The organism is Synechococcus sp. OH2, assembly GCF_047462155.1.
In the GTDB taxonomy this organism is placed as follows: domain Bacteria; phylum Cyanobacteriota; class Cyanobacteriia; order Thermostichales; family Thermostichaceae; genus Thermostichus.
In genome coordinates, this window is record NZ_JANSIR010000070.1 from 16,948 (window position 1) to 27,895 (window position 10,948).

Here is a 10,948-nt window from a genome sequence, read left to right on the forward strand (position 1 = left end):
CCAGGTTCGGACGCCAAGCCTGTGGACTCTGGGCTGCCCGTCGGCAGGGGAATGGCGCCATCCAACAGCAGGGCTTCTGCTGCAGGGGTGTCCAGAGCCGGGCCTACCGAGGGAGGGGGAGGCAGAGGATGGAGTTGCGTCTGCGCCAGCAGGGCGGTGGAGGAGAACCAGAGCAGGCCCAGTCCCAACCCTAAGCCCAGCCCTAGCCGCCGCAGCAACCGCGCCCTTCCCGCCAACCTGCTGCCTGGCCAAGAGGGAAGACGCAGCCAAAAAGACTTTGCCGACATGGGCAAGGGATCCATCACCCGCTACAGGTCACTCAGCAGAAAACGAAGGGTCACCGGCGATAGGCAGTTGATAGCTCAGGCGCACCTGGTCGGGAGCAAGGACGAGGATCAGCCCCCCCTGTGTTTGTACCCGCAGCCTCCCATCCCTGGCAAGGCCCAAAACCGTGGCCAGCGTCTCTCCTGGGGGCCATCGAACTTGCGGCTTTACCGCCCAGGCTTCGTACTCGGAGCGCACAGGAGCAAACCCCTCCTGCAGCCAGCTCTGAAACCCCCGCTCCATCCCCTGCAAAACCCAGGCAGCAGCGGCAGTGCCATCCTGGCGGGATCCCAAGATCTCGGCCAAATTGATTCCCTCAGCGGGCACGGGATTGTTGACATTTACCCCAATGCCAGCCACCAGCCCCAGCAGTTGCCCTCTCTCCCCAAAGCGGCTCTGCACCAAGAGGCCACCCAGCTTGCGCAGAGAACCTGGACACTGCTCATCCACCACCACTAGGTCGTTGGGCCATTTCAGTTGCAGCGGGATCCCCAGTCGCTGTCGTAGGCTGCCCGCAACACCCCAGGCCAGCGTCAGGGTCAACTCCAGCAGCGAATGCCGAAGAGGCGGGGATCCCAGCCAGACCGACAGGTACAGCCCCCCCGCTGGCGATTGCCATACTCGCCCATGCTGGCCCTGTCCTGCCCGCTGGCGGGTACTCACCAAAACCGTGCCCAGGGGCAGCGGCTGAGGGAAGCGACGACCCCAGTCCAAGAGCAGCCGGTTGGTGGAATCGGTTACTGCCACCTGGAGAAGGTGATGCCCCCAGGCCCCCCGACCCACCAGGGATCCCAGCCGCGCAGGGGAAAGCATGGCTCGGCTCGGCCCTAGCTCAACACAATGTCTTCTGCGGGGCGCTGGGCCAGCCGCTTCAGGTTTTGGTAGCGCAGCATGTCCAACAGGTCGTTGCCAGAACGCCCCTCCAGACGGGCCTCTAGGTGCAGCGCCTGCCCTAAGGCCTCCACCGCCTGCAGCCGTGGGATCCCGCGCAACACCAGGCGATCCACGGCGTAGGCATCGGCGGCCAGAAGACGGCGGTCGTTGGTTTGGTCGCGGCGCAACTGCCAAAGCGCCAAGCCGCTCAACCCTCCCGAAACCGTTGCCCCCACCGGGTCTTGCTGCACGACCTCGAAGATCAGGCTCAGCCCTCCCAGAGCCGCTATGGCCAGGTAAAAGTCGATTTGCCGCGAGGCTGCCCGGCTGTAGTAGCCCACCTTGTGGAGAAACAGCCCTGCCCGCTGCAGGGGAGTGAACTGTCGCCACTCGTAGGGCTTGATGAACAGCCGCATCTGCCGTTCCCAGGGCATTTGCCGACGGCCCTTGATCACCACCGTCTGCCGTTCCGAGGCCGGCAAGATCTTCACACTCTCCCGCATGCTGGCGGGCAGCAGATCCAGCAGGCGCTCGACCTCAGCCTGGTCGAGAACGTAGTTGTCGTAGCCGTTGTCGTAGCCGTAGTACTCCGAGTTCATGCCGGGCCTACTCCTGAGCTTAATCCCATCGCCTGACGCATCTCTCGCACCGCCCGATCCAACCCCACCAGCACCGCTCGACTGATGATGCTATGGCCGATGTTCAGCTCTTCCATGCCAGGGATCCGTGCCACCGGGCCGACGTTCCAGTAGGTGAGGCCGTGTCCGGCGTTCACCCGCAAGCCCAGTTGAATCGCCTGTTGGCTAGCCTGCCGAAGTTGGGCCAACTCCGCCTCTTGTTGCGCTTCCGAGGACGCCTCCGCATAGCGTCCCGTGTGCAGCTCCACCCAGCGGGCCCTCACCTGGGCAGCGGCGGCAATTTGGATGGGATCGGGATCGACAAACAAGCTGACGGGAATGCCAGATCCCTGCAGTTGGCTGACCACCTCGCTAAGACGCGACACCTGCCCTGCCACATCCAGACCCCCCTCGGTGGTGATCTCTTCTCGCCGCTCGGGAACTAAGGTGACATAATCGGGCTTGATCTCCAGTGCAATGGCTACCATCTCGTCGGTGGCGGCCATCTCCAAGTTGAGGTGGGTGCGCACCGTCTGCCGCAACAGCCGCACATCCCGATCCTGAATGTGACGGCGATCCTCGCGCAAATGCACCGTGATCCCATCTGCACCTGCCAACTCGGCAATTACTGCCGCTGCCACCGGATCCGGCTCTACAGTGCGGCGAGCCTGGCGCAGTGTGGCAATGTGGTCGATGTTAACTCCAAGACTTAACAAGGCCTGACTGCTGTGGGTGTAAAGGATTCTAGAATGCTCCTAGTATTACATTATTCAATTTGCGCTGGTCAGACGAGCCTGGATGCTGTGGGGTTCAGACGGCGGGGGAGGCAGCCTTTACTCTATGATCAAAATGCTCGAAAGTGACGTCTCGCCTGTGCGGGATCCACTCCAGGCTTGCCATGACTGATCCAAATGCCTCGCTGGCGGTGGGACCACACTCAATTATTGACCGGGCGCGGGTGCCGGCCCTGATTGCCCAGTACCTGCCGGTGGAGATCTGCATTTACTACCAGGTTGTGCCCGTGGCCCTGGATACCGATAGCCTCATTTTGGGCATGGTGGATCCCCAGGATTTGGCGGCGTTGGACTACGTGAGCAAGATGCTCGCCTATTCCCAGATCTCCGTTGAGCCGATCCCAATTACTTTTGAGCAGCAGCAGGATTTAATTGCCTACTACTTTAGCCACCCACCCAGCCCAGCAGAGGTGGAGCAGCTCCGCCTGCAGGTCCACGCTAACCGCACCACTCGGGAAGTCCCTGCTCCCGTAGCTGGGCCGCCCAGCCGACCGACTCCCACCCAGCCGCTGCCGGCACGGCCAACGGCTCCGCCCCTTCCTGCTGACGAATCGGAAGAGACGGTGCAGCAGTTGCTGAACTCAATGCTGCGGCGGGCTTTAGACGAGAAAGCAGAGCAAATTTTTGTAGAACCCCAGGAGGGAGTGCTGTGCCGGGTTCGCTACCGCCAGCAGGGGATTTTGCGGGATCTGTTCAAGGAACTCTCGGAGTCGATACGGGCAAAGCTGATCGCCGCCATGAAGCGGATGATGGCTCTCGATCCCAACCTCATCGGGGAGCCGCAGCAGGCAGAGGCGGAGCGGCTGTACCGGGGGGAGCCACTGGTGCTGCAGTTGCGCATTATCCCCCAGCCTTCTAAAAGCGGGCCAGGCTCCCCTCCCAGGGAAGGGGCCATCCTCAGCATTCTGCGAGGAGAAGCCCTCCAGAAGTATCAGCAAGGCCAAAACCGCCTCCGCGTCTCCGAGACTGTGGCTTTGGCCCAACAAACCCACCAACTGCTGCAGCAACTGCAAGTGGCCCTTAGTAGCACCCTGGGGAAGCTCAAGCAATATCCCACTCCCCCTGACAGCAACTGGCTCCTGATGGCAGAGACGTTAGCGGCCATTCAGGCCCAGGCCCAGATGATCGCTATCCACCAGCAGGACTGGGAAAAACTCACCTCCGGCAGTTGATCCCCCATGGGCATTTCGATGCAGGCCAGGCCATTGCTCTCCTGCCCCAATCCCTGCCTGTAGGAGTCCAGGAGCCTCTCCTCAGCGCCCCAGGCGTCCCATTCCCACGACAACCTGAGCGGCTTCTTCCTAACGGGATCCCTCCCGCAACAGCACCAAAATGACTCCGGCAATAATGCTGATGGTGGCGCCGGCAATCAGGCTGGTGGCTAGACGTTCCAGCCGTTCCCCGATGCTCTGAGCGGTGTCGAACTTAAAAGTCAGTTTTTCCAGGTCACCTGACAGTTTCTCGACGTCGCCCGATAGTTTCTCGACGTCGCCCGATAGTTTCTCGACATCGCCCGATAGTTTCTCGACACGCTCTGAGAGCTTTCCAGTATCTCCTGCGAGCCGATCGATCCGCTGCAAAATTTCCCCTTGTTGTTGGCTGAGGTGGGCTATTGCTTGGCTGTTGGTCTCGACCAAGCGCTCGAGCCGCTCTAGGCGCTCTTCTGTTGAAATCGTCATGGGGTTTGCAAGTTACAGGCTACGTGTCTCTCGATCGTAAGCTACTGGCGGCCATTCGTCTTTTCGATGCTGGCTCCTGCTGGGTGCGATAATCTTGAGATCGTGCAGTCTTGTGCACTAGCCGCCATGCCGTCAAAAGATCCGACGTCTTTGCCCCAGCCCAAGCTGTCGCCAGGGGAAACCTCCGCCGGCTCCAGCTCCCGCACCTGGTGGCAGGCTCAGCGGGAGAACTTGCTGACAGTGGTGCTGGCGCTGCTGTTGGCCTTCGGCATTCGCACCTTTGTGGCGGAAGCACGTTGGATCCCATCTGATTCGATGCTGCCCACCCTAGAAGAAGGGGATCGGCTGGTGGTGGAAAAGGTCAGCTACCGCTTCAGCTCCCCCAGACGGGGCGACATCATCGTCTTCTACCCGCCTGCCAAGCTGAACTTCGACGGTGCCTACATCAAGCGGGTGATCGGCCTGCCGGGAGATCGCATCCGCATTGCCGATGGCAAGGTGATCGTCAACGGCATCCCGCTCCAGGAGGACTATATCTACGCTCCCCCCCATTACTCCTGTCCGGGCGAGCGCTGCCCCGGCGTGCCCAACCAGGGATCCGAATTTCTCGTCCCCCCCGGCTCCTATTTTGTGATGGGGGACAACCGCAACGACAGCCAAGACTCCCATGTGTGGGGATTTTTGCCGGAAGAGAACATCATCGGCAACACCATCTTCCGCTTTTGGCCCCCCAATCGCCTGCACTTTTTCACCCCCCCAGAGTATCCGGAGCTCTCTTCTGAAGGGGCGCAGGCTTCGGGGAGTCGAACCTAAACCTGGAAAAGTCTCTCAGCGGGCCCGCTCCAGCACATAGTCCACCATTTGAAACAAAGCTCGGCGGGCTACCGAATCGGGGAGAACTTCCAACGCCTCGGCAGCCCGACGGGCATAGTCTCGCGCCAACTGGCGGGAGCGCGGGATCCCATTGCTCTGGTAGACCCACTCCAGGGCCTGCTGGAGATCCTGGGGTTCGGCCAGCTCTCGGAGGATGAGCTCCCGCATCTGGGGAAACTCCTCCAGGGCGAACAAAACCGGTGCCGTCAAGTTGCCCTGGATGAGGTCAGAACCCACCGGCTTGCCGAGCATCTCTGCCGAGGCGGTGAAATCCAGCAGATCGTCCACGATTTGGAAGGCAATGCCCAGGTCGCGGCCAAAGTCAAAGAGGCGATCAGCCACCTCAGGACTGACCCCGCTCAGCAGCCCGGCGGCCTTAGAACTGCCGGATATGAGGGAGGCGGTTTTGTAGAAGCTCTTGGCCAGGTACTCCTCCAGCGACACATCCGGGTCGAAGCGGGTGAGGCTCTGGCGTACCTCGCCCTCCGGCAGATCCATGATTACCTTGGACAAGAGCTTCACCACTTCCAGATTGTCCAGGTTAGCCAAATACCAGGCAGCTTGGCCGAAGAGGTAGTCCCCCGCCAGCACCGCTACGCGGTTGTCGAAAAGGGTATTTACTGTGTCGATGCCCCGCCGCACGTCCGCAGTGTCGATGACATCGTCGTGCACCAAGCTGGCCGTGTGGATCATCTCGGTAATTTCCGCCAGGCGCCAATGCTGTGGGGTAATCTCCCCATCCGGCGTGGTAGCCCGCGCAATCAACAGCACAATCGCCGGTCGGATCCCTTTCCCCCCCGCCGAAAACAGATGTTCGGCAGCCATGGCCAGAATTGGGTGTTTGGCGCTAACCAGCCGCGACAGGTTCTGGCGTAAACGCTCCAGATCCGCTTCTACAGGGCCAAAGGGGGAGAGCACAGAGGTCATGGAGCCAAAGTATGAGAGGTTTTACAAAATTTCATATCTCCCCTTATTGTAGAGCACCCCAACGTTCTCGGGGAAAAGCGAGCGGTATCATGCAAACAGTCCTCTGCTTTTTTATGTCGGATCCCGTTTCCCCAGTTCCAACCGGCTCTGTCCCCCCGCTCCCTGCAGAACCCGATTGGGAGGAGGAGTGGGAGCTTGCGCTGGAGCAGCCACCTCTATCGGGGCGAGCCCAGCCTCACCACCATGACCCGCAGTCGCGGCGCAAGCTAATCCATCGTCTGGCTCGCATCGAGGGGCATGTGCGCGGGATCCGCTCTATGATCGAGCAGGATCAGCCCTGTCCGGATGTGCTGCTGCAGATTGCCGCTGTCAAGGGGGCACTGGATCGGGTGGCGCGCCTTATTCTTGACGACCACATCCGTCACTGCATCCGCCACGCCATCGAAAGTGGCAACATCGAGGTGGAACTGGAAGAGCTGCAGCGGGCCCTTGATCGCTACATCAGCTAGTGGATACAAGCCTTTCCCATGGGCGTAGGCTGGGCTTTGCTCAAGCCAAGGCTAGCTGTTGCCGTCGGCAGCGTAGCGCTCCAGCAGGGCGGCGCTTTTCAGTTGCCATTGCAGGCCCATGAAGGCCCAGTCCAAGAACTCGTTGATCTCCTCCTGGCTGAATTGCATGGCTTTGCCGATCTCGAAAATCAGAGCCTCTTCTTTTTCCGCCAGCTCGTTGTTGACCACCGCCATCGCCGCCAAATCTCGCAGGATTAGGGCTCCGGCTGCATTGTGTAGAGGAGGGATCCGGCTGAGGTCTAGGGTTGCGCCCGTCTCCTCGGCCAGGTAGCTTTGGGCCACCTGTTTTTCGACGCCCATCCCTTCGGCAATTTGCAGGAAAAAGTTGCTCTCCTCTTCGTCCAACTGGCCGTCCACTCGGGCTACCGCGATCAAGGCTTTGAGGTAGAGCTGGCGCTGCTCATCTGTCAAGTCGGCGTAGTTGACCATGGGGGTTGTTGCTGAGCTTGGGTTTCCTCTTCAACTTTGCCATAAACTGCCCCACCCCATAGGCGGGTGGGGTTTTGGGTAGCCCTGAAGCTCACTCACAAGGACTCCGTCCCGCATCCCCTCCCCAACAACAGGCCGGGTTGACACAGCGAAAACGCTTCCCTTCCCGCTGGCCAAGCCACAAGCAGCGGTGACAGGTCTGCGAAGTGTAGGCAGGCGGCACCACCACAACCTTCACTCCTGCTCTTGCTGCCTTGTAGTGCACAAACTACCGCAACGGTTAGAACGCCCCTCGCGCTAGCGGGCCGTAGGCCTCACTGCTCAACCGCCGCCGCTCTGTCTGGCTGCTGGTTGACTCGTCCACGCTCGCGCCAGCGGGCCGTAGGCCTTGGTCGCATCCAGCTTTGCGGCTTGTGAGGCAGACACCTTGAGCTTGCAAGAGATAATCAAAACTTGGGTCATGCTAGGTATATTAGGCGCTATCCCTCTCCACCGTATAGACGGTGAGGGATCCCGTGCATTCAGATGAAGATGCCACTTGGTGTCGATTCGGCCCTTTTTCCGCCGAGGAACAATCGATTATAATAGGGGGTCTCTGTCATAGCCAGCCGCCAAGACTTCCGCTGGGATGCGGTAAGGGGCGGCAGCTTGGCTTGCTTCATCTTTTCTTCTCTTGGTAACCCTTTACAGCTTGCGGAGCACCCCTGAGGAGCGACACCCCATGGTTAAGTTACGGCTCAAGCGCTACGGAAAAAGACGGCAACCCAGTTATCGCATCATCGCTATTGAAAGTAAGACCCGCCGTGAGGGTCGTCCGCTGGAGGAGTTGGGCTACTATAACCCTCGCACCAAGGAGACAGTTCTGGAGACGGCAGGCCTGCTTAAGTGGTTGCGGCGTGGCGCTCAGCCTACAGACACTGTGGACGGGATCCTCAAAAAAGCCGGCCTCTACGAGATGTTGAAAGCTGGCGAGGGCGGAGTGGTTGCCGCGATTCGCATCCCAGCCATTGCCAAGCCTGAGGCTGGGATCCCTGAGCCGGGGCCGTCCACGGAGGAGCCTGCTGCAGCGGCGGATCTTCCTGAGGCGTCTGCGGAAGCGGCAGCGGAGGGGAACTCCCAGGAGCCGGAACCAGAAGCTGAAGAGAAAAAACCTCAGGTTGAGGCTTAGGGGCGGCTGCGCTTTCGGCTAAGCTTGGCTCGGCAGTTGTTCTTCCCTGTCGTCTAGCTCCTCATGCCGGATTACGAAGCCCTTGTCCATCTCTTGATCGAGCCGTTGCTCAGCAGCGGCCCGCCGTCAATGGACGTGGAAACCACCTGTGGCGGGCGCAAGGTTTGGCTGCGGCTGGCCTTTGACCCCAAAGATCGCGGGCGGGTATTGGGGCGGGGCGGGCGCACCCTGCAAGCCATTCGGCAGGTCATGATGGCGGCAGCTCAGTTGGCGGGGCAATCGCTGTACATCGACATCTATGGAGAATCTGGAGAGCGGGGTCGGGAGGAGCGGGAATGAGCCAAATCCTCACCTTTTTGGGCAAGGGGGGCACCGGCCGGAGCACCCTGACCGTGGCAGTAGCCCGGGCGGCAGCCCAGCAGGGGCGGCGGGTGCTGTTGGTCGGCCATCAGCCGGGGCCGGGGCTGGAGATGCTCTTGGGTGGGATCCCGCTTTCCGGCGAGCCGGTAACTATTGCCGCCAACTTGAGCGTGGTGCAGTTGCGCACAACCCAGCTTCTGGAGCAGTACTGGACGGCGGCCAAAGAGCTGGAAGCCCAATACGTACGCACTCCCTTTTTCCGGGAGATCTACGGTCAGGAGCTGGGGGTGCTGCCGGGCATGGATCAGGCCCTGGCTCTGGAAGCGCTGCGCCGTTACGATGCCAGCGGCCAATACGACTGCATTCTCTACGATGGTCCAGGGGATCTGACCACCTTGCGGGCCTTTGGGATCCCGGAGGTGGCCAGTTGGTACTGGCGACGGGCTTCTAAAGCTTTTTGGGGATCCGACTTGGCCAAAACCCTGCGCCCTTTTGCCGAGCCGCTGCTGCGGTCGGTTAGCACCGTGGAGTTCTCATCTTTAGAGGATCTGTCGAATCGCCTGGGGGGGATGACCAACATTTTCGAGCAGGGACGCCAGGCCATCGCCGATCCTCGTCGCGTGTTGGCCCACCTGGTGACCACCCCGGATCCGATGGCCGTGCAGACTGCCCGCTACCTCTGGGGCAGTGCCCAGATGGTGGGGCTGACAGTGGGTGGCCTCTGGGTCGTGCCGCTGGTTCCTGGGGAGGTGTCGGCTGCCGATTTTTCTCCGCTGCCTGTGCGCATCCTGCCGCGGCGCCAGGGATCCGATTGGTCGGCTTTGGAAGAGGCGGTAGGAGGGATTTTCGCGGCGCCGGAGGTGCCGCCGCCTGTAGCCATCGACGAGGGATCCCGCACCGTGAAGCTGTTTCTTCCCGGCTTTAGCAAGGCCCAAATCGAGCTGAGCCAATCTGGGCCAGAACTGACCATCACCGCCGGGGATCAGCGGCGCAACTTGTTCCTGCCCCCCAGCTTGGCAGGCCGGCAGGTAAGCGGGGCCAAGTTTCAAGAGCCTTTCTTAGTCATCAGCTTTGGCTAGGCCATCACGCCAGCGGAGGAGAAGGCGATGTTGGCCAAGCGGATTATTCCCTGTCTGGATGTGGCGGCGGGGCGGGTGGTCAAAGGGATCCGGTTTGTGCAGTTGCGCGATGCCGGGGATCCGGTGGAGCTGGCCCAGGCCTACGACCAGGCGGGAGCTGACGAGCTAGTCTTTCTAGACATCACCGCCACTCACGAAGAGCGGGAGATCTTGCTGGAGGTGGTGCGACGCACCGCTGAGCAGGTGTTCATCCCCCTCACGGTGGGAGGTGGGATCCGCGATGTGGACGGGATCCGGCAACTGTTGCGGGCTGGGGCCGACAAGGTGAGCCTCAACTCGGCGGCAGTTCGGGATCCGGATCTCATTGCCCAGGCCAGCCGTCAGTTTGGATCCCAGTGCATCGTGGTGGCTATCGACGCCCGCGCCAAGCCTCAGGGTGGCGGCTGGGAAGTGTACGTGCGCGGGGGGAGGGAGCCGACGGGCCTGGACGCGGTGGAGTGGGCCAAAACCGTGGCCGAGCGGGGGGCAGGGGAGATCTTGCTCACCAGCATGGACGCCGACGGCACCCAGGCTGGCTACGACCTAGAGCTGACCCGCCGGGTGGCCGAAGTGGTGTCGGTGCCGGTGATCGCCTCAGGAGGAGCAGGAGACTGTGCCCACATCCGCCAAGCTCTCCAAGAGGGGGGAGCAGAAGCAGCCCTGTTGGCCTCGCTGCTCCACTACGGTCAGGTGACGATTGAGCAGATCAAAGCCGACTTGGCTGCCCACGGCATTCCGGTGCGTCGCTAAGGGAGGGATCCGTGCAGGCTCCAGATCTGGCTGCTCTCCTGCCCAAGGTGTGCCACCTAGCAGAAGCGGCAGGGCAGGCCATCTTGCCCTTCTATCGGCAAGAACCGCTGCAGGTCGAACTCAAAGCAGATGCCTCCCCCCTCACCCAAGCGGATCTGGCCTCCCACCGCCTGATCTTACAGGGCCTGCAAGACCTGACCCCTGAGATCCCCGTACTTTCAGAAGAATCTGGCGGCATTCCCTACACCCAGCGGCAGCCGTGGCGACGGTTTTGGTTGGTGGATCCCTTGGACGGCACGCGCGAGTTTATCGGGCGCAACGACCAGTTCACGGTCAACATCGCCCTCGTCGAGGCAGGGATCCCCATCCTAGGTGTCGTCCATGCCCCAGCTCTCGGTCTTACCTACAGGGCAGCGCAGGGCCTGGGGGCCTACAAAGGCAAAGAGCCCATCCGGGCCCGCCCCCCC

15 protein-coding genes and 1 pseudogene are annotated in these 10,948 nt (G+C 61.4%); 8 read left to right on the forward strand and 8 right to left on the reverse strand.

What is annotated here, in order from left to right:
• The 4 genes and pseudogenes from NW835_RS06045 to NW835_RS06060 all read right to left on the reverse strand — a co-directional run.
• Positions 1–287, reverse strand: a pseudogene (locus tag NW835_RS06045) (M23 family peptidase); the annotation flags it as partial.
• A 28-nt stretch (positions 288–315) separates the two neighbouring features.
• Positions 316–1,137, reverse strand: coding sequence for a biotin--[acetyl-CoA-carboxylase] ligase (locus NW835_RS06050; protein WP_414414792.1), 822 nt, complete (start codon positions 1,135–1,137; stop codon positions 316–318).
• Between the two features lie 14 nt (positions 1,138–1,151).
• Positions 1,152–1,796: a DUF3318 domain-containing protein gene (locus tag NW835_RS06055; protein ID WP_414365696.1), complete on the reverse strand. Its 645-nt coding sequence runs from the start codon at positions 1,794–1,796 to the stop codon at positions 1,152–1,154.
• On the reverse strand, positions 1,793–2,530 hold the full coding sequence (locus tag NW835_RS06060; protein WP_414414793.1) for a pyridoxine 5'-phosphate synthase: 738 nt from the start codon (positions 2,528–2,530) through the stop codon (positions 1,793–1,795). Before NW835_RS06060 ends, NW835_RS06055 begins: the two co-directional genes overlap by 4 nt.
• Before the next feature lie 182 nt (positions 2,531–2,712).
• Between NW835_RS06060 and NW835_RS06065 the strand changes: the two genes are divergently transcribed.
• Positions 2,713–3,780: a hypothetical protein gene (locus NW835_RS06065; protein ID WP_414365698.1), complete on the forward strand. Its 1,068-nt coding sequence runs from the start codon at positions 2,713–2,715 to the stop codon at positions 3,778–3,780.
• A 129-nt stretch (positions 3,781–3,909) separates the two neighbouring features.
• Here the strand turns inward: NW835_RS06065 and NW835_RS06070 are convergent, their stop codons facing one another.
• Positions 3,910–4,287, reverse strand: coding sequence for a hypothetical protein (locus NW835_RS06070; protein ID WP_414414794.1), 378 nt, complete (start codon positions 4,285–4,287; stop codon positions 3,910–3,912).
• Positions 4,288–4,413: 126 nt separating this feature from the next.
• Between NW835_RS06070 and lepB the strand changes: the two genes are divergently transcribed.
• Positions 4,414–5,100 (forward strand): signal peptidase I, encoded by a 687-nt coding sequence (gene lepB / locus NW835_RS06075; protein ID WP_414414795.1) that lies wholly within the window; start codon positions 4,414–4,416, stop codon positions 5,098–5,100.
• Positions 5,101–5,115: 15 nt separating this feature from the next.
• Here lepB and sds read toward each other — a convergent pair whose 3' ends face one another.
• A complete protein-coding gene (gene sds, locus NW835_RS06080) occupies positions 5,116–6,087 on the reverse strand; it encodes a solanesyl diphosphate synthase (RefSeq protein ID WP_414365701.1) in 972 nt (323 codons plus the stop codon).
• 89 nt (positions 6,088–6,176) lie between these two features.
• On the opposite strand from sds, the gene NW835_RS06085 reads away from it, so the two are divergent.
• On the forward strand, positions 6,177–6,596 hold the full coding sequence (locus tag NW835_RS06085; protein WP_414365702.1) for a metal-sensing transcriptional repressor: 420 nt from the start codon (positions 6,177–6,179) through the stop codon (positions 6,594–6,596).
• A 51-nt stretch (positions 6,597–6,647) separates the two neighbouring features.
• Here the strand turns inward: NW835_RS06085 and NW835_RS06090 are convergent, their stop codons facing one another.
• Complete coding sequence (locus NW835_RS06090; RefSeq protein WP_414365703.1) at positions 6,648–7,085, reverse strand: TerB family tellurite resistance protein; 438 nt, start codon at positions 7,083–7,085, stop codon at positions 6,648–6,650.
• Positions 7,086–7,176: 91 nt separating this feature from the next.
• On the reverse strand, positions 7,177–7,350 hold the full coding sequence (locus NW835_RS06095; RefSeq protein WP_414378035.1) for a zinc ribbon domain-containing protein: 174 nt from the start codon (positions 7,348–7,350) through the stop codon (positions 7,177–7,179).
• Positions 7,351–7,806: 456 nt separating this feature from the next.
• Here NW835_RS06095 and rpsP point away from each other — a divergent pair, with 456 nt between their 5' ends.
• The 5 genes from rpsP to NW835_RS06120 all read left to right on the forward strand — a co-directional run.
• Entirely contained in the window at positions 7,807–8,253 is a 447-nt protein-coding gene (rpsP, locus tag NW835_RS06100) for a 30S ribosomal protein S16 (RefSeq protein WP_414414796.1), read from the forward strand.
• A gap of 63 nt (positions 8,254–8,316) precedes the next feature.
• Positions 8,317–8,592: a KH domain-containing protein gene (locus tag NW835_RS06105; protein ID WP_414414797.1), complete on the forward strand. Its 276-nt coding sequence runs from the start codon at positions 8,317–8,319 to the stop codon at positions 8,590–8,592.
• The gene (locus NW835_RS06110) at positions 8,589–9,692 is read left to right on the forward strand and encodes an ArsA family ATPase (protein WP_414414798.1); all 1,104 of its coding nucleotides are present in this window, start codon (positions 8,589–8,591) and stop codon (positions 9,690–9,692) included. The genes NW835_RS06105 and NW835_RS06110 overlap by 4 nt, the downstream gene beginning before the upstream one ends.
• Before the next feature lie 27 nt (positions 9,693–9,719).
• Entirely contained in the window at positions 9,720–10,481 is a 762-nt protein-coding gene (gene hisF / locus NW835_RS06115; RefSeq protein WP_414365708.1) for an imidazole glycerol phosphate synthase subunit HisF, read from the forward strand.
• 11 nt (positions 10,482–10,492) lie between these two features.
• Positions 10,493–10,948: 3'(2'),5'-bisphosphate nucleotidase CysQ family protein (locus tag NW835_RS06120; protein ID WP_414414799.1), on the forward strand; the 456-nt coding region annotated here is incomplete at its 3' end.

What these genes read in the sequence shown, in the direction of transcription:
- NW835_RS06050 (WP_414414792.1), bottom strand. Translation starts at nt 1,137, where the DNA reads ATGCTTTCCCCTGCGCGGCTGGGATCCCTGGTGGGTCGGGGGGCCTGG.
- NW835_RS06055 (WP_414365696.1), bottom strand. Translation starts at nt 1,796, where the DNA reads ATGAACTCGGAGTACTACGGCTACGACAACGGCTACGACAACTACGTT.
- NW835_RS06065 (WP_414365698.1), top strand. Translation starts at nt 2,713, where the DNA reads ATGACTGATCCAAATGCCTCGCTGGCGGTGGGACCACACTCAATTATT.
- NW835_RS06070 (WP_414414794.1), bottom strand. Translation starts at nt 4,287, where the DNA reads ATGACGATTTCAACAGAAGAGCGCCTAGAGCGGCTCGAGCGCTTGGTC.
- lepB (WP_414414795.1), top strand. Translation starts at nt 4,414, where the DNA reads ATGCCGTCAAAAGATCCGACGTCTTTGCCCCAGCCCAAGCTGTCGCCA.
- sds (WP_414365701.1), bottom strand. Translation starts at nt 6,087, where the DNA reads ATGACCTCTGTGCTCTCCCCCTTTGGCCCTGTAGAAGCGGATCTGGAG.
- NW835_RS06085 (WP_414365702.1), top strand. Translation starts at nt 6,177, where the DNA reads ATGCAAACAGTCCTCTGCTTTTTTATGTCGGATCCCGTTTCCCCAGTT.
- NW835_RS06090 (WP_414365703.1), bottom strand. Translation starts at nt 7,085, where the DNA reads ATGGTCAACTACGCCGACTTGACAGATGAGCAGCGCCAGCTCTACCTC.
- rpsP (WP_414414796.1), top strand. Translation starts at nt 7,807, where the DNA reads ATGGTTAAGTTACGGCTCAAGCGCTACGGAAAAAGACGGCAACCCAGT.
- NW835_RS06105 (WP_414414797.1), top strand. Translation starts at nt 8,317, where the DNA reads ATGCCGGATTACGAAGCCCTTGTCCATCTCTTGATCGAGCCGTTGCTC.
- NW835_RS06110 (WP_414414798.1), top strand. Translation starts at nt 8,589, where the DNA reads ATGAGCCAAATCCTCACCTTTTTGGGCAAGGGGGGCACCGGCCGGAGC.
- hisF (WP_414365708.1), top strand. Translation starts at nt 9,720, where the DNA reads ATGTTGGCCAAGCGGATTATTCCCTGTCTGGATGTGGCGGCGGGGCGG.